The organism is Enterobacter sp. FUJ80071, from assembly GCF_038739915.1.
GTDB classification, from domain to species: Bacteria; Pseudomonadota; Gammaproteobacteria; order Enterobacterales; family Enterobacteriaceae; genus Enterobacter; species Enterobacter kobei.
In genome coordinates, this window is sequence record NZ_JBBXKH010000001.1 from 3,001,475 (window position 1) to 3,024,590 (window position 23,116).

Annotated in this window: 19 protein-coding genes and 1 tRNA gene; 12 read left to right on the plus strand and 8 right to left on the minus strand. The window is 57.4% G+C overall.

Going from position 1 to position 23,116, the window contains the following annotated elements; all coding sequences use genetic code 11:
- Positions 1 to 25 precede the first annotated feature (25 nt).
- A complete protein-coding gene (gene fumA, locus AAER43_RS14680; RefSeq protein WP_057057781.1) occupies positions 26 to 1,675 on the plus strand; it encodes a class I fumarate hydratase FumA in 1,650 nt (549 codons plus the stop codon).
- Here fumA and AAER43_RS14685 read toward each other — a convergent pair.
- The gene (locus AAER43_RS14685; RefSeq protein WP_050862548.1) at positions 1,664 to 2,569 is read right to left on the minus strand and encodes a LysR family transcriptional regulator; all 906 of its coding nucleotides are present in this window, start codon (positions 2,567 to 2,569) and stop codon (positions 1,664 to 1,666) included. The two genes, fumA and AAER43_RS14685, sit on opposite strands and share 12 nt — an antisense overlap.
- A gap of 95 nt (positions 2,570 to 2,664) precedes the next feature.
- Between AAER43_RS14685 and AAER43_RS14690 the strand changes: the two genes are divergently transcribed.
- The 3 genes from AAER43_RS14690 to AAER43_RS14700 all read left to right on the plus strand — a co-directional run bounded on the left by AAER43_RS14690 (position 2,665) and on the right by AAER43_RS14700 (position 6,319).
- Positions 2,665 to 3,960: a serine hydrolase gene (locus AAER43_RS14690; RefSeq protein WP_057057780.1), complete on the plus strand. Its 1,296-nt coding sequence runs from the start codon at positions 2,665 to 2,667 to the stop codon at positions 3,958 to 3,960.
- Positions 3,961 to 4,220: 260 nt separating this feature from the next.
- Entirely contained in the window at positions 4,221 to 5,534 is a 1,314-nt protein-coding gene (locus AAER43_RS14695; RefSeq protein WP_045269265.1) for an MFS transporter, read from the plus strand.
- Positions 5,531 to 6,319, plus strand: coding sequence for a substrate-binding domain-containing protein (locus tag AAER43_RS14700; RefSeq protein ID WP_050862546.1), 789 nt, complete (start codon positions 5,531 to 5,533; stop codon positions 6,317 to 6,319). The genes AAER43_RS14695 and AAER43_RS14700 overlap by 4 nt, the downstream gene beginning before the upstream one ends.
- On the opposite strand, the gene AAER43_RS14705 is transcribed toward AAER43_RS14700, so the two are convergent.
- The 3 genes from AAER43_RS14705 to AAER43_RS14715 form a co-directional block, all read right to left on the minus strand.
- Positions 6,294 to 7,193, minus strand: coding sequence for a LysR family transcriptional regulator (locus tag AAER43_RS14705; protein WP_057057779.1), 900 nt, complete (start codon positions 7,191 to 7,193; stop codon positions 6,294 to 6,296). The two genes, AAER43_RS14700 and AAER43_RS14705, sit on opposite strands and share 26 nt — an antisense overlap.
- 94 nt (positions 7,194 to 7,287) lie before the next feature.
- Positions 7,288 to 8,817 carry a cryptochrome/photolyase family protein gene (locus AAER43_RS14710; RefSeq protein WP_100246806.1) on the minus strand — a complete coding sequence of 510 codons (1,530 nt, stop codon included), beginning with the start codon at positions 8,815 to 8,817 and terminating at the stop codon, positions 7,288 to 7,290.
- A complete protein-coding gene (locus tag AAER43_RS14715) occupies positions 8,814 to 8,960 on the minus strand; it encodes a DUF2256 domain-containing protein (protein ID WP_014884425.1) in 147 nt (48 codons plus the stop codon). The genes AAER43_RS14710 and AAER43_RS14715 overlap by 4 nt, the downstream gene beginning before the upstream one ends.
- Positions 8,961 to 9,176: 216 nt before the next feature.
- Here AAER43_RS14715 and mtfA point away from each other — a divergent pair, with 216 nt between their 5' ends.
- Positions 9,177 to 9,971 (plus strand): DgsA anti-repressor MtfA, encoded by a 795-nt coding sequence (gene mtfA / locus AAER43_RS14720; RefSeq protein WP_014884426.1) that lies wholly within the window; start codon positions 9,177 to 9,179, stop codon positions 9,969 to 9,971.
- Here mtfA and AAER43_RS14725 read toward each other — a convergent pair.
- Positions 9,968 to 11,179, minus strand: coding sequence for an MFS transporter (locus tag AAER43_RS14725; protein WP_047344760.1), 1,212 nt, complete (start codon positions 11,177 to 11,179; stop codon positions 9,968 to 9,970). The genes mtfA and AAER43_RS14725 overlap by 4 nt on opposite strands.
- 138 nt (positions 11,180 to 11,317) lie before the next feature.
- On the opposite strand from AAER43_RS14725, the gene AAER43_RS14730 reads away from it, so the two are divergent.
- The 6 genes from AAER43_RS14730 to AAER43_RS14755 all read left to right on the plus strand — a co-directional run bounded on the left by AAER43_RS14730 (position 11,318) and on the right by AAER43_RS14755 (position 19,524).
- Entirely contained in the window at positions 11,318 to 13,060 is a 1,743-nt protein-coding gene (locus AAER43_RS14730; protein ID WP_050862751.1) for an IucA/IucC family protein, read from the plus strand.
- Positions 13,060 to 14,007, plus strand: coding sequence for a GNAT family N-acetyltransferase (locus AAER43_RS14735; RefSeq protein ID WP_050862750.1), 948 nt, complete (start codon positions 13,060 to 13,062; stop codon positions 14,005 to 14,007). Before AAER43_RS14730 ends, AAER43_RS14735 begins: the two co-directional genes overlap by 1 nt.
- The gene (gene iucC / locus AAER43_RS14740) at positions 14,004 to 15,746 is read left to right on the plus strand and encodes an IucA/IucC family siderophore biosynthesis protein (RefSeq protein WP_050862749.1); all 1,743 of its coding nucleotides are present in this window, start codon (positions 14,004 to 14,006) and stop codon (positions 15,744 to 15,746) included. The genes AAER43_RS14735 and iucC overlap by 4 nt, the downstream gene beginning before the upstream one ends.
- Positions 15,743 to 17,068 carry a SidA/IucD/PvdA family monooxygenase gene (locus AAER43_RS14745; protein WP_045134958.1) on the plus strand — a complete coding sequence of 442 codons (1,326 nt, stop codon included), beginning with the start codon at positions 15,743 to 15,745 and terminating at the stop codon, positions 17,066 to 17,068. The genes iucC and AAER43_RS14745 overlap by 4 nt, the downstream gene beginning before the upstream one ends.
- Before the next feature lie 26 nt (positions 17,069 to 17,094).
- Entirely contained in the window at positions 17,095 to 19,284 is a 2,190-nt protein-coding gene (locus AAER43_RS14750) for a TonB-dependent siderophore receptor (protein WP_023330840.1), read from the plus strand.
- A 164-nt stretch (positions 19,285 to 19,448) separates the two neighbouring features.
- Positions 19,449 to 19,524, plus strand: a tRNA-Asn gene (locus AAER43_RS14755).
- Positions 19,525 to 19,567: 43 nt separating this feature from the next.
- On the opposite strand, the gene AAER43_RS14760 is transcribed toward AAER43_RS14755, so the two are convergent.
- The gene (locus tag AAER43_RS14760) at positions 19,568 to 20,476 is read right to left on the minus strand and encodes a LysR substrate-binding domain-containing protein (protein WP_014884433.1); all 909 of its coding nucleotides are present in this window, start codon (positions 20,474 to 20,476) and stop codon (positions 19,568 to 19,570) included.
- A gap of 170 nt (positions 20,477 to 20,646) precedes the next feature.
- On the opposite strand from AAER43_RS14760, the gene AAER43_RS14765 reads away from it, so the two are divergent.
- Entirely contained in the window at positions 20,647 to 21,255 is a 609-nt protein-coding gene (locus AAER43_RS14765) for a glutathione S-transferase family protein (RefSeq protein ID WP_014884434.1), read from the plus strand.
- Between the two features lie 42 nt (positions 21,256 to 21,297).
- Here the strand turns inward: AAER43_RS14765 and AAER43_RS14770 are convergent, their stop codons facing one another.
- Positions 21,298 to 21,792 (minus strand): flavin reductase family protein, encoded by a 495-nt coding sequence (locus tag AAER43_RS14770; RefSeq protein WP_023337497.1) that lies wholly within the window; start codon positions 21,790 to 21,792, stop codon positions 21,298 to 21,300.
- A gap of 1 nt (position 21,793) precedes the next feature.
- Positions 21,794 to 23,104 (minus strand): aminotransferase class III-fold pyridoxal phosphate-dependent enzyme, encoded by a 1,311-nt coding sequence (locus AAER43_RS14775; RefSeq protein ID WP_050862748.1) that lies wholly within the window; start codon positions 23,102 to 23,104, stop codon positions 21,794 to 21,796.
- Positions 23,105 to 23,116 lie beyond the last annotated feature (12 nt).

The window sequence follows — 23,116 nt, forward strand, 5'->3', positions numbered from 1 at the left end:
CGGTTTTATTTTTGTGGAGCAAGCTATGTCAAACAAACCGTTTATCTACCAGAACCCCTTCCCTCTTTCCCATGACGACACAGAATATTATCTGCTCACCAAAGAGCACGTCTCCGTTGCCGAGTTCGAGGGGCAGGAAATCCTGAAAGTCGAACCGGAAGCCCTGACTCTGCTGGCGCAGCAGGCCTTCCACGATGCCGCCTTTATGCTGCGTCCTTCTCATCAGAAGCAGGTTGCCGCCATTCTTAACGACCCGGAAGCCAGCCAGAACGATAAGTACGTCGCCCTGCAGTTCCTGCGCAACTCTGAAATTGCCGCAAAAGGCGTCCTGCCGACCTGTCAGGATACCGGCACCGCGATCATCATGGGCAAGAAAGGCCAGCGCGTCTGGACAGGCGGCGGTGACGAAGCCGCCCTGAGCCAGGGCGTGTATAACACCTACATTGAAGACAACCTGCGTTATTCCCAGAACGCCGCGCTGGATATGTATAAAGAGGTGAATACCGGCACCAACCTGCCCGCGCAGATTGACCTCTACAGCGTGGACGGAGACGAGTACAAATTCCTGTGCATGGCAAAAGGCGGCGGTTCCGCGAATAAAACCTATCTCTATCAGGAAACCAAAGCGCTGATTACCCCTGCGAAGCTGAAAAACTACCTGGTGGAGAAAATGCGTACCCTGGGTACCGCGGCCTGCCCGCCTTACCATATCGCGTTTGTGATTGGGGGAACGTCGGCTGAAGCCACGCTGAAAACCGTGAAGCTGGCCTCTACCCGCTACTATGACGCGCTGCCAACCGAAGGCAACGAACATGGCCAGGCGTTCCGCGACGTTAAGCTGGAACAGGAACTGCTCGAGGAAGCGCAGAACCTCGGCCTGGGCGCACAGTTTGGCGGTAAATATTTTGCCCACGACATCCGCGTGATTCGCCTGCCGCGCCACGGCGCGTCCTGCCCGATCGGCATGGGGGTTTCCTGCTCCGCAGACCGCAACATCAAAGCGAAAATCAACCGCGACGGGATCTGGATTGAAAAACTGGAACACAACCCGGGCCAGTATATTCCTGAATCAATGCGTCAGCAGGGTGAAGGCGACGTGGTCAGCATCAACCTGAACAAGCCGATGAATGAAATCCTGGCCCAGCTCTCCGCGCACCCGGTCTCTACCCGTCTGTCGCTGAACGGGACCATCATCGTGGCGCGCGATATTGCCCATGCGAAGCTGAAAGAGCTGCTGGATAACGGCGAGGAACTGCCGCAGTACGTTAAAGATCATCCGATTTACTACGCAGGTCCGGCAAAAACGCCGGAAGGTTACGCCTCTGGCTCACTCGGCCCGACCACCGCGGGACGTATGGACTCGTACGTAGACTTACTGCAATCCCACGGTGCGAGCATGATCATGCTGGCGAAGGGCAACCGCAGCCAGCAGGTAACCGACGCCTGCCATAAGCACGGCGGCTTCTACCTCGGCAGCATTGGCGGTCCGGCGGCGGTGCTGGCGCAAAACAGCATTAAGAGCCTGGAGTGCGTGGCGTATCCTGAACTGGGTATGGAAGCCATCTGGAAAATTGAAGTGGAAAATTTCCCGGCGTTTATCCTGGTGGATGACAAAGGCAACGATTTCTTCCAGCAGATCCAGAATCAACAGTGCAAAGGCTGCTCACAGCGCTGAGGCCTTCCACAACGCCGGTAACAGCGACAGCGTTTCGTTGATAAGCCCGCGCTTGTCGCTACCCGGTTTCCAGATGGTCACCATCGTCTGAGCTATTCCCTGGCTGCCCACCTCGGTGGGCAGCCTTTTTACATCCTTCCACTGCGCCGCATGAAGATGCGTCGGCAAAAATCCCCAGCCGCCCCCCTTTTCCAGCAGACCGCGCAGCATCTCAAGTTCGTTGGTAAAAAGGGTATGTCCGGAGATTTGCAGACGGCGCGCGACCGGCTCGTCAGACGCCGCATGCATAATGACCTGCGGCACCAGAGAGAGATCGAGTAGCGAAACCGGAGAGGCGTTATCCCGGAACAGCGCTTTCGAGGCGTAAAAATCCATCTCAATGGACCCTAACGCCCGCCATTCCATCTCATTGCCTACGCTGCGATTACGTGCCTGACAGATCCCCACATCGGCCTCACCGCTGGCGAGCATCGCTTCCGCTTGATCACGCGAGGTGCTGGTCAGGCTCAGCCGAATATTCTGGCTCGCCATTTTTGCTATCAGCGCCTGCAAAAAAGCGCGCGGGGTGAACGGATCGTAGACGAGCGCAATATCCTGCGTCGCGCTTTGCGGAACGGCTCTGGCGAACGCCTCAAAGGCTTTTACCTGACGCATCAACAGATGCGCCTGCCGCTGTAACTGCTCCCCCTCCAGCGTTAACCGCAGGGTTCGCCCCTCGCGTAGGAATAACGCGTAACCCAGACCATCTTCCAGAAAATCAATCAGATCGCGCAGGGTCGTGCGGTCTTTACCCAGTTTAGTGGCCGCCTTCACCAGGCTGCCATGTTCAGCCACGGCGGTGAACGCCTCAAGCTGGGCAAACGAATAGATCAATGACGCCACGCGATCCTCCACAGTTCCTTTTCGGGGGATTTTCCCCCATAACGCGTTTTTTATTATAGGCCGCGGGTTCGTAAACTGAAGTCCTTCCTGAGCCATACGAGAAAAACATGAAAAACAAAATAAACCGCACTCTGCTCGCGGCGCTGATTGTCAGCAGCCTGCTCTCTCCTGCCGCCATGGCTGCCTGCAACGGTACCGTTCTCGACACCTGTCCTGCCCCTTTTGATACAAAACTGCCGGACGCACATACGATGCTCACCTGGAGCCAGGCCGACCGCGTCGTGGGTTTCCGCAACGACTACCGCAACTATGCGGGCGACGTGTTCCATCACGGCAACGCCTCGCCGTTGCTGGCCGCAGAAAAACCGCTGACCGATGCCCGCTATCAGGTGAATGGCAAGACCTACGATCTCCATGATTACCTGAAACGCCAGAACGTCAGCGGCATGCTGGTATTAAAAAACGGCCACGTTGCCTATAAGTATCTGGGTGAAGGGAATACCGACAGCACGCTCTGGACCTCACGCTCTGTCGGTAAATCGGTGGTCTCTGCGCTGGTTGGGGTAGCGATTAAAGAGGGAAAAATCCACTCCCTCGACGATCTTATTACCCAATATGAACCTGATTTGAAAGGCACCGCCTGGGACGGTGTGACGCTGAGACAGCTTATTACCCACACCTCCGGCGTGGCGTGGAATGAGGACTACACGAATCCGGGATCCGATTTCGCAAAGCTGACAGAGTGCGAAGCCAAACCGGGCACCTATGACTGCGTGCGGACATTAGTAAAAGGGTTACACCGCGCGCACCCTGCGGGCGAAAACTGGTCCTATTCCTCAGGCGGCGCGTGGCTGCTGGGTGACGTGCTTGAACGCGCAACCGGCATGACGCTCGCGGCGTATCTGGAGAAAAGCATCTGGCAACCCTACGGCATGGCCAGCGACGGCGTGTGGCATGCCTACAGCAAAGGCCAGCATGATGTCGGCGCCCACGGCTTTAACGCCACGCTGGAAGACTGGGGCCGCTTCGGTCAGTTCATCCTTCATAACGGCACATTGCCTGACGGGAAGCAGATCCTGCCCGAAGGCTGGGTAAAACAGTCCTCAGACTGGACGCAGGCAAAAGGTTCGGTGTCCGCCGCACATCCGAACGGGTTGTATGGCTATCAGTGGTGGAACAACGAAGTGCCGGTTAATGCCACCCACGTCGCGCCAAAGGTCGACAACTCACTTAAAGGGTCGCTCTGGGCGCTGGGGATCTTTGGACAGATGATTATGGTGAATCAGAAAGAGAACCTGGTTATCGTCCAGTGGTCCACCTGGCCGCAGGCGGAACCGTCCTTCAGCGCTCAGCCGCTGGAAGCATCGTTAATGTTTAGCGCAATCGCGAACGCGCTGCGCTGATTTTTAGAGCCAGGCGCTGCCTGGCGTCTCCTCTGCGCGATGTCACAAAACAGCGATATCAGCAACTTAGCTAATTAGCGTGAATAAAAAATCACACGATTGTTAAGTTATTGTTAGGTATGTAAATCCTGGTCAACATCCTGTCATTGATGCACAACGCGCATCAGTTCATTCACTCTTTGCGCTTATTAATTTCCGTTTCCTGATCCAGTTTTCAAAAACAGACGAGCATAACGTCACGATAAAAACTGGAGATAATCATGGTTTCCTCAACCTCACCTGCAACGGTCCGTGCGAAAGCGGGCGCGATTTTTCGCGTCACCTCGGGCAACTTTCTTGAGCAATTCGACTTCTTTCTGTTCGGCTTTTATGCCACCTACATCGCGCATACGTTCTTCCCGGCGAGCAGTGAATTTGCCTCGCTGATGATGACCTTTGCCGTCTTTGGTGCGGGCTTTTTGATGCGCCCGATCGGCGCTATTGTGCTCGGCGCTTACATCGATAAAGTGGGTCGTCGTAAAGGGCTGATTGTCACCTTGTCGATCATGGCTGCCGGAACATTCCTGATTGTGCTTATTCCGTCGTATCAGAGCATTGGGCTGTGGGCACCGCTGCTGGTACTGACGGGCCGTTTGCTGCAGGGCTTTTCCGCCGGTGCGGAGCTTGGCGGCGTCTCGGTCTATCTGGCAGAAATCGCCACGCCGGGCCGCAAAGGTTTTTACACCAGCTGGCAGTCCGGCAGCCAGCAGGTTGCCATTATGGTCGCCGCGGCGATGGGCTTTGCCCTGAATGCCCTGATGGAGGAGAGCGCCATTCGCGAGTGGGGCTGGCGCATCCCGTTCCTGTTTGGCTGTTTAATCGTGCCGTTCATCTTTTTCCTGCGTCGTAAGCTGGAGGAGACCGAAGCGTTCAGCGCACGGCGCAATCATCTCGCGATGCGCCAGGTTTTCAAAACGCTGCTGACAAACTGGCAGGTGGTGGTCGCAGGTATGTTGATGGTAGCGATGACCACCACCGCGTTCTACCTGATCACCGTTTACGCGCCAACCTTCGGCAAAAAAGTGCTGATGCTGAGCGCGTCGGACAGCCTGCTGGTCACGCTGCTGGTGGCCGTCTCTAACTTCATCTGGCTGCCGATAGGTGGAGCCCTCTCGGACCGCTTCGGTCGTAAACCGGTGCTGGTTGTCATGACGCTGCTGGCGCTCGCCACCAGCTACCCGGCACTGACGATGCTGGCGGCGGCCCCCAGCTTCTCCATGATGCTGAGCGTCCTACTGTGGCTCTCTTTCCTCTACGGCCTGTATAACGGCGCGATGATCCCGGCGCTGACGGAAATCATGCCTGCTGAAGTCCGCGTGGCGGGGTTCTCGCTGGCTTATAGCCTGGCTACCGCCGTCTTTGGCGGTTTCACCCCGGTAATGTCCACCGCGCTGATTGAATACACGGGTGACAAAGCCTCGCCGGGATACTGGATGAGCTTTGCGGCGGTCTGCGCGTTGCTGGCAACGCTCTACCTCTACCGTCGCCGTGCGGCATCACTGCAAAACACCGTTAAGTCACAGGGGGCCGCATGAAACGTACGTCTCGCTCTACCGCCATCGCGCTAATGGTGATGTTCCTGAGCGTCAATGCCTGCGCAGAGGACGTGAAGGTCATGATTTCGGGCGGATTCAAAGCCGCCCTGGAAAAGCTGGCCCCGGAGTATGAACGCCGGACCGGGGATAACATTGTGATCATCCCCGGACCCTCAATGGGCACTACGCCGCAGGCAATCCCAAACCGGCTCGCGCGCGGAGAGAAAGCCGACGTGGTGATTATGGTGGGCAATGCACTGGCGAAGCTTGAACAGGCCCGTCTGACCCGGCCGGGTACGCGGACTGAACTCGCGGACTCTCCCATCGGCATGGTCGTGAAAAAAGGTGCGGATATCCCTGATATCAGCAGCGAGACGACGCTGCGTAATACCCTGCTGCAGGCTCACTCCATCGCCTACTCAGACAGCGCCAGCGGCAGGTATGTCAGTGAAGAATTGTTCAAAAAGCTGGGGATTGAAAAGGAGGTGACGGGCAAAGCGACAAAAGTCGAGCGCATTCCGGTCGCATCAGAAGTGGCGAAAGGAAAATACGCCGTCGGGTTCCAGCAGGTCAGCGAGCTGCTGCCGATTCAGGGCGTCACCTTTATCGGTAAAATTCCGGATAATTTGCAATACATCACGCGCTTCGCTGGCGCGGTCACCCGTGACGCGGAACATCCCGCGGAGGGAAAAGCGCTGCTGAACTATCTCGCCTCACCGCCCTCAAGGGAAGTCATCCGCCTAACGGGGATGATCCCCGTTACGTCCGGCGATACTGCTCGGTGATCTGTTTTTCAAGCTCAGCCGCAATATAGGACTGGATGCGCCCCCGGCGCCGGATAAGCCCCACGGTACGCTTCACCTCCGGCGCCACCAGCGGCAAAGGGGTCAGCAGCGTGTGCTCTGACGTCGGCATCGACATGGCGGGAACGGCAGCAATGCCGATCCCCGCCTCTACCATACCGAGCATCGTGGTGACATGACGCGTTTCGCAGACGCTGGGACGCTCGGGAATGATATCCCCCAGCAGGCGATCGAGCAGGTTGCGATTGCCGGACGTTTTATCGAGAGAGATGTAATCCTGCTGGAAAAATGCCTGCCACGTCAGCTGGCTCTTCTGCGCCAGCGGGTGATCCTTTCTGCATGCTGCAACATACACATCCTCCACCAGCGGGAAGAATTCGATTTCAGACGACAAGTTTCCTGCGAAGCAAATACCAAAATCCGCCTGGCTTCGGGCCACGGCGTCCATCACGTTGCCCGCGCTACTGTCGATGAGCTTAATGCGAACGCGCGGATAGCGCGACTGAAAGCGACGGATCACATCGGGCATAAAGTAACAGGCTGCGGAAGGTACCGTAGCCACCGTGATCAGCCCCGTCCGCTCTTCGCTGGCTTTATCGACATCCGCCAGCATTGACTCTACGTTATCGAGCAGCTGCGTGGAGCGTTCAGCAAAGTTTTGCCCGTATAACGTCAGGGAGACGCGGCGGGTGGTTCGGTCAAAGAGTCGGTTCCCCAGCGCGGCTTCCAGCTTTTCAATCCTGCGGCTCAGCGCCGACTGGGACAGACAGATAGATTCAGCGGCGACACGGAAGTTACCGTATTCCACTAACGCTCTGAAGGCATAGAGATCGTTGAGGTCAAAATTCACGGGCATAGTATCTGGCGGTCCTGTCAGGGAATACGTTACAAAGTCCAAAATAATAACGGCTTATTAACCTGCCGCAACCGGCGCGGTGTCGGAATGCCGTTCAAAGGTCGTTGAGATTGAGACGAATGTGTCCGGCGCGCTCAGCAATAGCGTGCCGTTCCTCTTCCGTCATATCCGCGAGTTGTTTAAAGACAATGCCCAGCCGGGGATTGTGACCGAGACGTGCCTGGTTACGCTCAAAGAAATCCCAGTAAAGCGCATTGAAGGGACACGCCAGCTCGCCGGTGCGTTGATTGTGTTGATACCGACATCCCTGACAGTAGTTACTCATCTTATGGATGTAAGACGCGCTTGAAACATAAGGCTTACTGGCCAGTAAACCGCCATCGCCAAACTGGCTCATGCCGAGAGTATTGGGCAACTCCACCCACTCAAACGCATCAATATACACGCCCAGATACCATTCATGTACCGCCTGCGGCGAGAGACCACCGAGCAGGCTAAAATTCCCGATAATCATCAGGCGCTGGATATGGTGAGCGTAAGCCTCAGTGAGCGACTGTCCAATGGCGTGCGCCAGGCAGCGCATTTGCGTCTTGCCCGTCCAGAACCACTCCGGCAGTGGGGTGTGCTGCTCTAACGCATTCAGCTCCCGATAGCCCGGCATTTGCGACCAGTAGATCCCGCGCACATACTCCCGCCAGCCAAGAATTTGCCGGATGAACCCTTCGACAGCAGGCAACGGCGCATCACCCGAGCGCCATGCCTGCTCGGCGGCGGCAACCACTTCACGGGGATTGAGCATTTTGGTGTTCAGCGCAAATGAAATTAAGGAGTGGAAAAGAAAAGGTTCTTCCGTGTGCATTGCATCCTGCCAGTTACCAAACTGGGGCAGGACGTGCGAAATAAACGCATCCAGCCGGGCTTTAGCTTCAGCACGGTCGACTGGCCAGCGAAAAGTGTTGGCCTGCGGTTCGCCAAAGGTGCGTACGCCGCAGCGTTGGATCTCTTCCCATAATGCTGAGCGATCGTGGCAGATGCGAGAGTCATCCGGAGCCGGCGGTTCACCGGACCAGCGCTTGCGGTTTTCAGCATCGAAATTCCATTTCCCCCCTTCGGGCTCGCCTTCCGGGGTCAACAGCACGCCATGCTGACGACGCATTTCCCGATAAAAATATTCCATTCGCCAGCTTTTACGCGATGCAAAGAACGCGCTCACCTGCTCCCGGGAGGTGAAAAAATGCTCGCTGCTGACGCAGGTCGTCTCGACGGTCGCCGTTTTCGCCCACGCCTGCAACTGCGCATCAAGGCGCCATTCATCGGGCTCCTGCCACATCACCCTGCCAGCATGGTAATGTGCGATAAGCGCGTTGAGATTATCTTCCAGCGCGCCACGATTTGAACCCTCAGAGAGCCGGACATACCTTACCCGATGCCCCTTCTCTTTTAACTCAGCGGCAAACGCGCGCATGGCTGCGAAGATAGCGATGATTTTCTGAGCATGATGAAGGACATACGCGGTTTCCGCCCGCAGTTCCAGCATCACGTAAATGACATTCGGGCTGCAGGTATCAAACCAGCTGTGATGCGGATTGAGCTGATCGCCCAGAATCAGGCGTAGTTCGGTCAACGGTGGCTCCTGCGACAGCGCTCAGAACAGTATTTGACCTCATCCCAGCATTTCGCCCACTTCTTGCGCCACGTCATGGGCCGCTGGCAGTGCACACACGCTCGACTGGGCAGGTTCTGCTTGTTACCTTTGAAATCACTCATCTTTTCAATACCGGACTGATTTATTCACTCGGGCTGCGGATAAAGGCTACGACAGACATCACAAAATGAAGGTGATGCCTGCAAAGCGCTACCCACTGCTCTGTACGAAATGATAGTTTATTCAGGCTGGAAGTGTAGAAATAAGCCATTTTCTGGCATCTTAACTGAACCTGACTTTCCCATTTTTGTTCAAGTGACGAGTTTGCGAGCAAAGCGATGATTAAGTGGCCCTGGAAAACGAATGAGGCTGGCCGGGATATGGCGCTGCCGTGGGATGACGCGCTGGCGATCCCTGTTCTGGCGAATCTCCAGCCGGACGAACAGTCAAAACTGGTTCAGCTGGCGGATCGTTTTTTGCAGCAAAAACGCCTGGTTCCTCTGCAGGGGTTCGAGCTGGATCCCCTGAAAAACGCGCGTATCGCCCTGCTTTTCTGCCTGCCGGTGCTTGAACTGGGTATCGAGTGGCTGGACGGCTTCCATGAAGTGCTGATCTACCCGGCGCCCTTCATCGTCGACGATGAGTGGGAGGATGACATCGGCCTGGTACACAACCAGCGGGTGGTACAGTCCGGACAAAGCTGGCAGCAAGGGCCGATTATCCTGAACTGGCTCGACATTCAGGACTCGTTCGACGCGTCAGGCTTTAATCTGATTATTCATGAAGTCGCGCATAAGCTGGATACCCGCAACGGCGACCGCGCCAGCGGCGTTCCGCTGATCCCGCTGCGTGAAGTCGCAGGATGGGAGCACGATCTGCATGCGGCGATGGATAACATCCAGGACGAGATCGATCTCGTGGGCGAAAGTGCCGCCAGCATTGATGCCTACGCGGCGACCGACCCCGCAGAGTGCTTCGCGGTGCTTTCAGAGTACTTCTTCAGCGCCCCCGAACTCTTCGCCCCGCGTTTCCCGGCGCTATGGCAGCGTTTTACCCAGTTTTATCAGCAGGATCCGCTTAAGCGTCTGCGTCAAAATGAGGCGGTCGGCCCTTCCCCTCACCAGGTACATTAATTTTTTTCGACAGGGGTGCGCCCGGTTAACCGTACCCCGATGCTCAGTACGAAAAACAGCACCGCCATTCCACCTGCCGCCATCGTTAAATACTGCTCGCCGAAAAAGCGCGTGACGACGGGCACCAGCAGCGCGCTGACGCCGTAGCCTAACGTATGGCTGGTGGCGATCGCGCCCGCGCCTTTCCCCGTGGTCAGCCGATCGTTCAACAGTAACTGATAGCCCGGTGTTGCCATCGCCGCGCCGAGCGAGGTGACAGCAATTCCCACGTAGAACAGCACCAGCCCGGCAATACACATCAACCCAAGCCCGACCACCATTAACACCGCCGCCATACAGAGCAACGTCAGCGGGCTGAAGTGCTGCGGGCGAACAATCAAAAATTGCGCCGCGAGCGTGGCCAGCGCGGCCAGGCTCAGCAGGAGCGCAACATGGTGGCTGATCTCACGGGCGTTGCCCTCCAGCAAGGGGCTGAGATGCGGCGTGAGGCCAAGCTGCATCAGGCTCACCAGCGCCGCCAGCAGCATCGCCAGCAGCAGGAACGGCAGCATAGAGACCTGCAGACGGGTCGCCTGATGCGCCACCGGCGGCAGTGGGGGGTCAGCCACTTCTCGCAGCACCAGCAGCAGAGCGATAAACGGCGCAATCGCCATGAGCCAGAGCGGTGCCACCGGGTTAATGCTGAGCATCATTGCTGCCAGCGGTGGCCCCAGCAGACGGCCGCAGCTCAGGCCGGAGCTGATGGTGGCCAGCGCCGCCATGCGTTTGTCCAGCCCCGCACGCTGAATAGCCCAGGTCTGGGCGGCAGGCACCATCCCCGACACGGTTAAACCGTAGAGCAGGCGCGAAAAGATCAGCCCCGCCAGCCCCCAGGTGCTCTGGAGCAATCCGGCCGCCATTGCCCAGACCACCACGGCCATCACGGCGAAGCTGGCAAGATAGCCGCTGAGCGAGGCCACCATCACGACCTTACAGCCGCGTCGCTCGCTCTGACGCCCCCACCAGGGCGATGCCGGTAAAAAAAGCATGGAGCCGAACATTAACAGCCCGGCCCAGACCGAGAGCGACAGCCCGGTCAGGTTCACCAGCTGCGGGAGCATGACCAGCAAACCGTTCTGCCCGATGCCCAATAAACCTGCACAGAGTGCCAGCGGCCAGTTGGCTTTAGAGGTGACGTTTTCAGTCAGCGTTTCTGAATTAGCGCGCATGAGAATGTGAACATAGTGTCAATAAATGTGTGGAAATTATGAAGTTTATGAAAACAAATATTGCAAAAATGGTTGCGAGTGTAAATAGAATGAATATCATAACGAGAATTATTATCAATCATGGAATGAGGTACATCTATGCGTACTCTGCCCCGCTCCGCCGGTACAGACGTTGCGGCCCAGTGTTTTTTAAATGCCCTGCTGCGCGAAACGACGGACTGGCGCTATCTCCCCGCAGCCGCTGCGGATGAGCTGGCGCATATTCATATCCCGCTTTCTCCCGCTCAGGCCCTGCGGGTTCGGGTACGCTATTTCTCCCCCACCCAGCATCATCAGTACTGTTTCCCGGCAACGCTTATCCAGAGCGATAGCGACTGCGGTGATGCCATCACATATACCCAACTGGTTGATTTACTTCTTGAAAAACCATCAGTAAAAGGCGTTCTTGATGCCGATACGCTGGCGCGTTTTAAGCAACGCGTGCTGGAAAGTCATGCGCATACCTGGCAGGCGATCGACCTGCGCCACAGCTGGTCCACGCTGCGTGATAAACCGCTGACGTTTGCTGAAGCGGAACAGGCGCTGCTGGTCGGCCACGCATTTCACCCGGCACCGAAGTCGCACGAGCCATTCAACGAAACCGAAGCGCGTCGCTATCTACCTGATTTTGCCTCCCGTTTCCCGCTGCGCTGGTTTGCCGTTGAGAGCACGCGCATTGCTGGTGACAGCCTGAACGTCTCCCTGCGCGAACGTCTGCTGCGCTTCGCCGCCCAGAGCGCGCCTGAGCTGCTCGGCCACTTCACCGACACGCGCTGGCTGCTGCCCATGCACCCGTGGCAGGCAGAGCATCTGCTGGATCAGGCCTGGTGCCAGCGTCTGGTGGAAAACGGTTCATTGCAGGATCTGGGCGAAGCGGGCGCACAGTGGCTGCCCACCAGCTCGTCCCGCTCGCTGTACAGCGAAACCAACAGCGACATGATTAAATTCTCCCTCAGCGTGCGCCTGACCAATTCCGTGCGCACGCTGTCGGTGAAAGAAATTAAGCGCGGGATGCGCCTGGCGCGCCTGGCGAAAACAGAACGCTGGCAAACGCTTCAGGCACGCTACCCGACGATGCGCGTGATGCAGGAAGACGGCTGGACGGGGCTGCGTGACGAAAACGGCGTGGTGCAGGAAGAGAGCCTGATGGCCCTGCGCGTCAATCTGCTGTTTGACACGCCGGACACGCAGACCAACGTGCTGGTCAGCCTGACCCAGGCCGCCCCGGATGGCGGTGACAGCCTGCTGGCTGCGGCAGTGCGTCGTCTGAGCCAGCGTCTGGATTTACCCCTCGCTCAGGCCGCACGCTGCTGGCTGGACGCCTATTGCGACCGCGTGTTACTCCCCCTGTTCAGCGCCGAGGCGGACTACGGCCTGGTGCTGCTCGCCCACCAGCAAAATATCCTCGTTGAGATGCAGCAGGATTTCCCCGTCGGGCTTATCTACCGTGACTGCCAGGGCAGCGCCTGGACCGAAGGAGCCGACGGGTGGCTGAAAGAGGCGGGTGAAACTGACGTGGAAAACCGCTTCGGTGAGAGCCAGCTGCTGCGCTACTTCCCTTACTACCTGCTGCTGAACTCCACCCTTGCGGTGACTGCCGCCCTTGCCGCCGCCGGTTTCGACAGTGAAGAGCGCCTGATGGCGCGCGTACGTGACGCGCTGGTCGCGCTGCGCCGTACGGCGAAGCAGACCCGCTGCCTTGACTACGTGCTGGACAGTCCGACCTGGAACTGCAAAGGCAACTTCTTCTGTTATCTGCACGATCGCAACGAAAACACCATCGCCGATCCGGCGGTGATCTATTTCGACTTTAGCAACCCGTTCTACAAGGAGAAGGCGTAATGGCCATCGCGAATATCGTCCATTCTGGCTTCGGCTTTCGCTGCACCGCAACGGATACCGCGCTGCCGCTGGCGTTAGGTCTCGACGGCAGCGCGGTGCTGGAGCGTCTCGGGGCTATCCCGGCGGGCTGGCTGGTGGAAGCGCTGGATCAGCTGTTTGTCGCCGCCCCCGCGCTGACCGGCATTACGCTGCCGTGGGCAACCTGGCAGGATGAACCTCAGGCAAAGGCGCTGTTTAGCCTGGCCCACGGGGATTACCTGGCGCGTGAAACCTTCTGGCAATTGCCGCTCTGGCTGAAAGGCGAACGACCGCAGGCGAGCAACGGTATGCAGTTTGATGAGAGCCGTCAGCTGTACTTCCCGCAGCGCCCTCGCCGTCCGCAGGGTGAGGTGTATCGCCGTTACGATCCGCAAATTAAACGCACGCTGAGCTTCCGCGTGGCCGACGTGGCGCTGGATGGCGAACGATTCACGCAATGGATGAACAACCCGCGCGTGAACGCCTTCTGGGAGATGGCCGGCCCGCAGGCCGAACAGGAAAACTACCTGCGCCGTCAGCTTGACTCGACGTACTGCTACCCGGTTATCGGCTGCTTCGACGACCAGCCGTTCGGCTACTTTGAACTCTACTGGGCACCTGAAGACCGCATTGGCCGCCACTACCGCTGGCAGCCGTTCGACCGCGGGCTGCATATGCTGGTGGGCGAAGAGCGCTGGCGCGGCGCGCAGTACATCCGCAGCTGGCTGCGCGGTCTGAGCCACTACCTGTATCTGGATGAACCGCGCACGACGCGCATTGTGGCCGAGCCGCGCTTCGACAACCAACGCCTGTTCCGCCACCTGGCGTCCGCCGGTTTCGACACCGCAAAAGAGTTCGACTTCCCGCACAAGCGCTCGCGCCTGATCGTGAGCGAGCGTCACCGCTTCTTCCATGAGGTGGAACTGTGAACGCGCTCTGGCAGAAAGTAAACCGCGAGATGGTGGCGAAGATCCTCGCCGAGCTGGAATACGAACGTACCCTGCGCGCTGAGCCGGTTTCATCGGACGGCTGGCGCATCACCATGGGCATAGAGTCCTGGCAGTTTCGCGCCACGCGCGGGATCTGGGGCTGGCTGCATATCGATCCTGATACCCTGACCACCGCCAGCGGCGCCGCCGTGGAAGCGGAAAGCGCACTGCTGCAGCTGGCGACCGTGCTGGAGATGAGCGACGCGCAAACGGCGGAGCATATGGAAGATCTTTACGCCACGCTGCGCGGTGATATTCAGCTGCTCCAGGCGCGTGAAGCGCTGGATGCCGACGCGCTGATCCACCTCGACCCGGATGAATTACAGTGTCTGATGAGCGGTCATCCTAAGTTTATTTTCAACAAAGGCCGCCGCGGATGGGGGCTGGATGCCCTGCATCAGTACGCGCCTGAGTATCGCGGACGTTTTCGTCTGCACTGGGTTGCCGTTCAGCGTGAACACCTGGTCTGGAGCAGCGACGCCGATTGCGACATTCAGAATCTGCTTGCCAGTACCATGGACAACGCCGAGCACGTCCGGTTTGAGCATCGCTGGCAGGCGCTGGGGCTCGACGAAAGCTGGCTGCCCGTGCCGCTACACCCGTGGCAGTGGCAGCAGAAAATTGCCATTCACTTCCTGGCGCAGCTGGCGCGCGGTGAGATGGTGGAACTGGGCGAATTTGGCGATGAGTATCTGGCGCAGCAGTCCCTGCGCACGCTCACCAACGCCAGCCGTCGCGCGCCCTTTGACATCAAGCTGCCGCTGACCATCTACAACACCTCCTGCTATCGCGGCATTCCGGGCAAATACATTGCCGCCGGGCCGCTGGCCTCACGCTGGCTGCAGCAGCAGTTCGCCTCTGACGCCACGCTGATTCGCTGCGGCGCGCAGGTACTGGGTGAACCCGCCGCCGGATATCTGTCGCATCCGGGCTATGCCGCATTACCGAAAGCGCCCTACCGCTATCAGGAGATGCTGGGGGTGATCTGGCGCGAGAATCCGTCCTGTTATTTAGAAGACGGTGAACAGGCGGTGCTGATGGCGGCGCTGATGGAAGCCGATAACGCCGGGCGTCCGCTGATCGACGCGTGGATTAAGCGCTCGGGGCTAAGCGCCGAAACCTGGCTTGAAAAGCTGTTCGACGCGACGGTGATCCCGTTCTATCACCTGCTCTGCCGCTACGGCGTGGCGCTGATCGCCCACGGTCAGAACGTGACGCTGGTGATGAAAAACTACGTGCCGCAGCGCATCCTGCTGAAGGATTTCCAGGGTGATATGCGTCTGGTGGACGAAGATTTCCCGCAGGCGCAGAGCCTGCCGGCGCAGGTGAAGGACGTTACGGCACGTCTGAGCGCGGATTACATCATCCACGACCTGCAAACCGGCAACTTTGTGACGGTGCTGCGCTTTATCTCGCGTCTCACCCTGCAATGCGGCGTGAGCGAAATCCGTTTCTATCAAATCCTGGCGGGGGTATTGCGCCGGTATATGGCTGCGCACCCCGAGCTTGCGGAACGTTTCGCGATGTTCGACCTGTTTAAGCCGCAAATTATTCGCGTGATCCTCAACCCGGTCAAACTGACCTTCTCCGAGCATGACGGCGGCAGCCGCATGCTGCCGAACTACGTTACCGACCTTGATAACCCTCTTTTTCTGGCCTCCCGGGAGTCAGCGCAATGAAAACCTATGATTTCATCGGCATTGGTATTGGCCCGTTTAACCTCAGCATCGCCGCCCTGGCCGAAGGGCTGGACGGTTTTAGCTCGCTGTTCCTTGAGCGCAAGCCGCACTTCTCCTGGCACCCGGGGATGATGGTGCCGGACTGCCACATGCAGACCAGCTTCCTGAAAGATCTGGTCAGCGCCGTAGAGCCCACCAACCGCCACAGCTTTCTGAACTACCTGGTGCAGCGTAAAAAGTTCTACCGCTTCCTGACCACCGAACAGCGCACGGTGTCTCGCGAAGAGTTTGCCGATTACCTGTGCTGGGCGGCAGAAAACCTCACCAACCTCGCCTTCAGCCAGCAGGTGCAGCAGGTGAGCTTTGATGAGACAAGCGGTCTGTTTGAGGTCGTGACCCAGCGGGATCGGTTCTTTGCCCGCCACGTCTGCGTGGGGATTGGCAAACAGATTAACCTCCCGGATTGCGTGACGGTGCAGGACGATACCTGTTTCCACGCCAGCGAGATGATGCTGCGCACGCCAAATTTAGCGGGCAAGCGCGTGACCGTCGTCGGTGGCGGCCAGAGCGGTGCCGACCTGTTCTTAAATATCTTCCGCGGGGAATGGGGCCAGCCGCTAAGCCTGAACTGGGTGTCGCGCCGTAACAATTATAACGCGCTGGATGAAGCCGCCTTCGCCAACGAGTACTTCACGCCGGAGTATGTGGACAGCTTCTCCACGCTCGGCGAAGAGGCCCGTCGTCAGATGCTGCACGAGCAGAAGATGACCTCTGACGGCATTACCACCGAGTCCCTGCTGGCAATTTACCGCGCCATGTATCACCGCTTTGAGGTGCTGCGTGAAAAACCGTGGGCGCACCTTTTGCCGTCCCGCTCGGTGACGTCACTGGCGCGTCAGGAAAACGGTCAGCGTCTGAGCATACAGCATCATCTCGACGGCGGTCGCGAACAGCTGGATACCGACGTGGTGATCTTTGCCACCGGTTACCGCGCCGTGCAGCCTGCGTTCCTTGCCCCGCTGTCTCACCGCCTGCATCTGGATGCGGATGAAGCCTTCTGCATCAACAACGATTTTACCCTCGAATGGGACGGCCCGCAGAGCAACCGCCTGTTTGCCGTCAATGCCGGGATGCACCGTCTCGGCATTGCTGAACCCCAGCTCAGCCTGATGGCCTGGCGTGCCGCACGCATTCTTAACCGCGCGCATCCTGACGAGCCATTTGAGCTGGCTACCACACCCGGCGTTATCCACTGGCGCACCACCGCCAGCCAGGACAGCAGCCCGGTTTTTAACGCGTTAGAGAAAACGACCGAGTACTGACACACACAATCAGGATCAACATAACAATGAAACGTTCTCATCTTTGGGTTTTAAATCCTTGCTTGCTTGCAATGCTTTCTACCTCTGCGTGGGCGGAAGAACAAAAGGAAGAAAATATCGTGGTCTCCGCCAGCCGTGCACACCGCAGCGTGGCCGAGATGGCGCAGACCACGTGGGTTATTGAACGGTCTGAAATTGAGCAGCAGGTTCAGGGCGGAAAGGAGATTAAAGAAGTCCTGGCGCAGCTGATCCCGGGCATGGACGTCAGCAGCCAGGGGCGTACCAACTACGGTATGAACCTGCGCGGCCGCTCGATGATGGTGATGGTGGACGGCGTGCGCCTGAACTCCTCCCGCAGCGACAGCCGCCAGCTCGACTCCATCGATCCGTTCAACATTGACCGTATCGAAGTGATCTCCGGCGCCACGTCCCTCTACGGCGGCGGCAGCACCGGCGGCCTGGTGAACATCGTCACCAAAAAAGGCCAGCCTGAGACCGAAGTTGAGTTCCAGACCGGAGCAAAAAGCGGCTTTAACAGCCACAACGACCACGATGAGAACGTGTCGGCGGCGGTCAGCGGCGGCAACGACAACGCCTCGGGTCGTCTGTCGGTGTCGTATCAGCGTTACGGCGGCTGGTATGACGGCAACGGCGACGAGGTGATCATTGATAACACCCAGACCGGCTTACAGTATTCCGACCGTATTGATGTGATGGGGACCGGCACCCTCAACATTGACGAACACCAGCAGCTTCAGCTCACGACGCAGTACTATAAGAGCGAGTCCGACGGCAAGCATGGCCTGTACCTCGGGAAAAACTTCTCGGCGGTCACGGGCGATGCGACTGCCTATAACAAAGGTAATCTCGATTCTGACCGTATACCGGGTACCGAGCGTCATCTGATTAACCTGCAATACTCCAATACCGACTTCTGGGGCCAGGATCTGGTTGCGCAGATTTACTATCGTGACGAAAGCCTGACCTACTACCCCTTCCCGACCCTGACCAAAGGCGTCGTGAGCAGCATCGGTGCGTCGCAGCAGAAAACCGATTTTTACGGCGGCAAGCTGACGCTGAACAGCAAACCGATGGATGATTTAACCCTGACCTGGGGTGTGGATGCCGACCATGAAACCTTCGATGCCAATCAGCAGTTCTTTGATCTGAGCAAAGCAGCGGCGAGCGGCGGCATGGAGCTTGATAACGCCTATAACGTGGGCCGCTACCCGGGTTACAGCATTACCAACCTCGCCCCGTTCCTGCAGGCCAGCTACGACATTGACGCCATCACCCTGAGCGGCGGCGTGCGCTACCAGTACACCGAAAACAAGGTGGACGATTTTGTGGGTTACGCCCAGCAGCAGGCCATTGCAACCGGGAAAGCCACCTCCGCAGACGCGGTGCCGGGCGGGAAAACCGATTACAACAACTTCCTGTTTAACGCCGGGATCCTCGGTCGTCTGACCGAACAGCAGCAGCTGTGGTTTAACTTCTCCCAGGGCTTTGAAATTCCGGATCTGGCGAAGTACTACGGTTCCGGGACTTATCAGCTCAGCAACGGTCACTATCGCCTGCTGAACAGCGTGAACGTGAACGACTCGACGCTTGACGGCATCAAGGTCAACGCATACGAGCTGGGCTGGCGCTACACCGGCGATAACCTGCGTACCCAGGTCGCGGCGTATTACTCGCTCTCGGACAAAACGATCACCATCAACAAGACGGACATGACCATAAACCTCGAAGACGACAAGCGTCGTATCTACGGGATTGAAGGCCAGGTGGACTATTTCTTCACCGACAGCGACTGGAGCACGGGCGCGAACTTTAACGCCATTAAGTCTGAAACCCGCGAAAACGGTAAATGGGAGAAGCTGACGGTAGACAGCGCCAGCCCGTCAAAAGCCAGCGCATGGGTCAACTGGGCACCGGGCGACTGGACCCTGCGCGTGCAGAGCACGCAGACCTTTGACGTGTCAGATGCGGACGGCAAGAAGATCGATGGCTATAACACGGTCGACTTCCTGGGCAGCTACGCCCTGCCGGTGGGTAAAGTGAGCTTCAGCGTGGAGAACGTGCTGGACAAAGACTACACCACCGCCTGGGGCCAGCGCGCGCCGGGGCTGTATAGCCCAACCTACGGTGCACCAGGTCTGTATACTTATAAAGGCCGTGGCCGTACGTTTGGTCTGAACTACTCCGTACTGTTCTAATCCTGTGCGCCGCCTGCGGGCGGCGCAATTTGCTGCGTAATTTCAGCGCGAATTTGCTATAAAATCAGCGATTTGCTGAAATTGTCGGCAAACGAACGAAAAGTACGTTTTCCCCCTTTGACAAGACGAACTGAGGTCGCTACTATGCGCCTCGTTCACACGATTCCTCTGTAGTTCAGTCGGTAGAACGGCGGACTGTTAATCCGTATGTCACTGGTTCGAGTCCAGTCAGAGGAGCCAAATTTAAAAAGCCTGCTTTTAGAGCAGGCTTTTTGCTTTTCTGTTAGCCGTTACTTTCCACCGCCCCTGTCAACTGACGCCAGGCCGCCACTTCCTCATCCAGCCACTCACTAAAGAGAGCCACCTCCGGTTTCGCTTCCGTTAACTGCGATGTCACCAGCCAGTAAGGCCAGGGATAAGGTGCAGTGAAAGGGGTAAGCTGGACCAGTTCGCCCCGGGTGATGGCATCCTGTACCAGAGAGCGACGTTCCAGCGCGATACCTTTACCGAGTCTGACAGCCTCAAGGACTAAATTTGAGTCGTTAATGCATAACCCGCCGGGCACAATATCTTTTTCCAGTCCCGCATTGAAACACCAGGTTTTCCACGACTCCATGGAGAATATGATTTTACTCTTTGCCACCTCTGCTGGCGTTGCCGGGAGGATGCCGCCGTTATAACCGGGTGCTGCAACCACAATCAGTTCATCTGAAAACAGATAATGGCAGTCGCTTCCTTCCCAGTTACCTTTCCCCATGCGTATCGCCACATCTATCCCTTCCTGCTGCATGCTGGTTATCGTCAGACTGGCCTGGATCCGCAGCGTGATGTGTGGATATTTTTCCCGAAACCGCTCCAGACGCGGCAACAACCAGTGACAACCAAAAGACGGCACCATCGCCAGCGTCAGTTCCAGTATTCTCGGTTTCACCTGCACTAACCGGGTGGCATCTGCGATATGATTCAGCGCTTCGCGCACCTGTAACGCGTAGAGACGCCCCTCTTCGTTGATCTGCACCCCTCGCCCATGACGGATAAACAGCTTCACCCCCACCATTTCCTCCAGCACTTTAATCTGCTGGCTGATGGCGGAATGGGTAACGTGAAGCTCTTTCGCCGCAAGCGTTACGCTGCCAAGGCGAGCCACAGCTTCAAAACTACGCAAACTTGCGATAGGTGGAAAATCCGACATGAAACCACTCCCTCATAGACTGAATCTGATAAACGCTAACCGGCCAATCTGTCAGTAATACTAACTCAGGCCGTAAGATACTGATGATATTCGCCATAACGAATTTATTGTAATGTCTGTTTATCATCTTCAATGAAGCGTTTTTTCACACAGACAGGAAAACTGGAATCATGATAAAGCTGATTGGCATGATGGATTCTCCTTATGTACGCCGCGTGGCGGTCTCCCTGGAACTTTATGGCGTTGCGTTTGAAAGCCAGCCGTTGTCCGTATTCAGCACATTTGAGGAATTTTCCCGGATTAACCCTGCGGTAAAAGCGCCAACGCTGGTTCTGGAGAATGGAACACGTCTGATGGACTCGTCTCTCATACTGAATTATTTTGAGGCTCAGGCCGCGCCTGAACGGAGACTCCTGCCCGTGACGCCGGATGCACTGGCGAACGATCTCCAGACGCTGGGCTTTATCCTCGCCGCCGCGGAGAAAGCTGTGCAAAATGTGTACGAACACAACCTGCGCCCGGCGGAGAAACAACATAATCCGTGGATAGAACGTATTACCGTCCAGCTGCTGGCTGCCTGTCGGGAATGGAACGCGCTGCTGGAAGCCCGTCCGGAAAATGCGGTGGCCGATCAGGTTGCTGTCACCAGTACGGTTATCTGGACATTTATTCAGTCAATGATCCCTCACGTCGTTAACGCCGGGGATTTTAAAAAGATTCAGGCGGTTGCCGACGTTTTCGAAAACCAGGCGGCATTTAAAAAATACCCTTTTAGTTAACGCTTCGCTCGGCGTGTTATGGGGCTTTTCAGCCCCTTTTTTTTAGGCAGGAATCGACAGACCCGCGGTGGTGGCATAGCGACCGTTGAAAAAGATGAGCGGTTCACCTTCAGTATGTAACGAATCCACCACCTCACCGATGAATATCCAGTGATCGCCACCGTCTACCTGACGCCACATTTTGCATTCAAGATGCGCGAGTGCCCCGTCAATCAAAGGCAGTTTAAAGCCGCTGACCCGGTGGTCTACGCGATGAAATTTGTCGCTCCCCGCGCTGGCAAAAATATCGCTAACCTGATGCTGATGGCCCGACAGGACATTTATCGCAAAGGCGTCCGCCTCCAGAAAATGCTGAGCGTACCAGGATTGCTTGCGCAGGCTCCAGAGCACCAGCGGAGGTTCCAGGGAGACGGTGTTAAAGCTGCTGATGGTTAGCCCATGGAAATTGTTATCTTTATCCATCATGGTCACGACACACACGCCAGTTGCGAATTGACCAAATACGTTCCGTAATGTTCGGCTATCAAACTGCGCCATATTATTTCACCTCTGCTAAGCCTGAAGACGCGACCTGCTGCTGCAGCGCGCCGGCAAAAATTGTCAGCCCTTCATCCAGAACGCTATCTTCAATCGTTAGCGGCATTAAAAAGCGGATAGCATTTGCCTGTTTGCCGCATTTAAGAAGAATAAGCCCCTCACGGGCACAGCTTTTGACTAACCGATCGATAAGCCCGGTCGCCGGCGTTCGCTCTCCATGCTCCAGAGAAAAAAGCTCCAGCGCAATCATGGCGCCAGTCCCGCGTATCTCATAGCCAATCGACAGAGGGCTGACAATGGACACTAAGGCGGAGCGCAGACGTTGACCCAGACGCCGGGCTGCGCCCAGCAGGTCCGTCTCTTCAAAGAGCTTAAGTACCGCCAGCGCCGCCGCGCAGGAAAGCGGGTTGCCTGCCCAGGTTCCACCAAGACCGCCCGGTGCCACCTGGTTGATAAGCGACTCACGACCCACCACGCCAGATAGCGGAAGCCCGCCGGCAACGGATTTACCGAACACAATTAAATCGGCGTCAACACCGGTTTGTTCCATAGCAAAGAACGTCCCCGTGCGCCCCGCGCCAGACTGAACTTCATCCGCGATTAACACGATGCCTTCCCGGTCACAGAGTTCACGCAGAGCACGCATAAACGCAAGCGGCACGACGTAAAACCCGCCCTCTCCCTGAACGGGCTCAATGACGATGGCTGCCACATCCTGGGGGGCAATGTCGCTCGTTAATATCGTCTTGAGGCCCGCCAGCGCCTGAGCAATATCACGCTCCGTCTCTCCCTGCGGGAAGGGTGCCCGGAAGACCGGGCCGGGCATGATCCCCATCCCCTGGCTGTAGGGCGCAATTTTGCCGTTCATCGCGAGGGTCATAAACGTACGCCCGTGATAGGCACCGCTGAAAACAATCACACCGCTTCGCCGCGTGGCCACGCGGGCAACCTTAAGCGCGCTTTCCACCGCTTCGGACCCCGTCGTCAGGAGAAAACTCCGTCGGTCAAAATCTCCCGGCATTAAGGCGTTAATACGTTCACACACCGCGATATACGATTCATAAGGGGTGGCGGCAAAACAGCTGTGGGTAAACTGGTGCAGCTGGCGCTCAACGGCCGCGATGACGTTGGGATGAAGATGGCCGGTATTGAGCGCGGCAATGCCGCCGGAAAAATCAATGTAGCGACGGTTGTTGACGTCATACATCACCGCATTTTCCGCTCGTTGAATATAAACCGGATGCATCTGGTTAATACCACGGGCGACGGCACCCTCCCGTCGCTGCAAAAGCTGCTCGACTACAGTATCCATAACGCTCTCCTC

Coding starts and splice junctions, on each gene's coding strand:
- fumA (WP_057057781.1), top strand. CDS start 26: ATGTCAAACAAACCGTTTATCTACCAGAACCCCTTCCCTCTTTCCCAT.
- AAER43_RS14690 (WP_057057780.1), top strand. CDS start 2,665: ATGAAAAACAAAATAAACCGCACTCTGCTCGCGGCGCTGATTGTCAGC.
- AAER43_RS14695 (WP_045269265.1), top strand. CDS start 4,221: ATGGTTTCCTCAACCTCACCTGCAACGGTCCGTGCGAAAGCGGGCGCG.
- AAER43_RS14700 (WP_050862546.1), top strand. CDS start 5,531: ATGAAACGTACGTCTCGCTCTACCGCCATCGCGCTAATGGTGATGTTC.
- AAER43_RS14705 (WP_057057779.1), bottom strand. CDS start 7,193: ATGCCCGTGAATTTTGACCTCAACGATCTCTATGCCTTCAGAGCGTTA.
- AAER43_RS14715 (WP_014884425.1), bottom strand. CDS start 8,960: ATGAGTGATTTCAAAGGTAACAAGCAGAACCTGCCCAGTCGAGCGTGT.
- mtfA (WP_014884426.1), top strand. CDS start 9,177: ATGATTAAGTGGCCCTGGAAAACGAATGAGGCTGGCCGGGATATGGCG.
- AAER43_RS14725 (WP_047344760.1), bottom strand. CDS start 11,179: ATGCGCGCTAATTCAGAAACGCTGACTGAAAACGTCACCTCTAAAGCC.
- AAER43_RS14730 (WP_050862751.1), top strand. CDS start 11,318: ATGCGTACTCTGCCCCGCTCCGCCGGTACAGACGTTGCGGCCCAGTGT.
- AAER43_RS14735 (WP_050862750.1), top strand. CDS start 13,060: ATGGCCATCGCGAATATCGTCCATTCTGGCTTCGGCTTTCGCTGCACC.
- AAER43_RS14745 (WP_045134958.1), top strand. CDS start 15,743: ATGAAAACCTATGATTTCATCGGCATTGGTATTGGCCCGTTTAACCTC.
- AAER43_RS14750 (WP_023330840.1), top strand. CDS start 17,095: ATGAAACGTTCTCATCTTTGGGTTTTAAATCCTTGCTTGCTTGCAATG.
- AAER43_RS14760 (WP_014884433.1), bottom strand. CDS start 20,476: ATGTCGGATTTTCCACCTATCGCAAGTTTGCGTAGTTTTGAAGCTGTG.
- AAER43_RS14765 (WP_014884434.1), top strand. CDS start 20,647: ATGATAAAGCTGATTGGCATGATGGATTCTCCTTATGTACGCCGCGTG.
- AAER43_RS14770 (WP_023337497.1), bottom strand. CDS start 21,792: ATGGCGCAGTTTGATAGCCGAACATTACGGAACGTATTTGGTCAATTC.
- AAER43_RS14775 (WP_050862748.1), bottom strand. CDS start 23,104: ATGGATACTGTAGTCGAGCAGCTTTTGCAGCGACGGGAGGGTGCCGTC.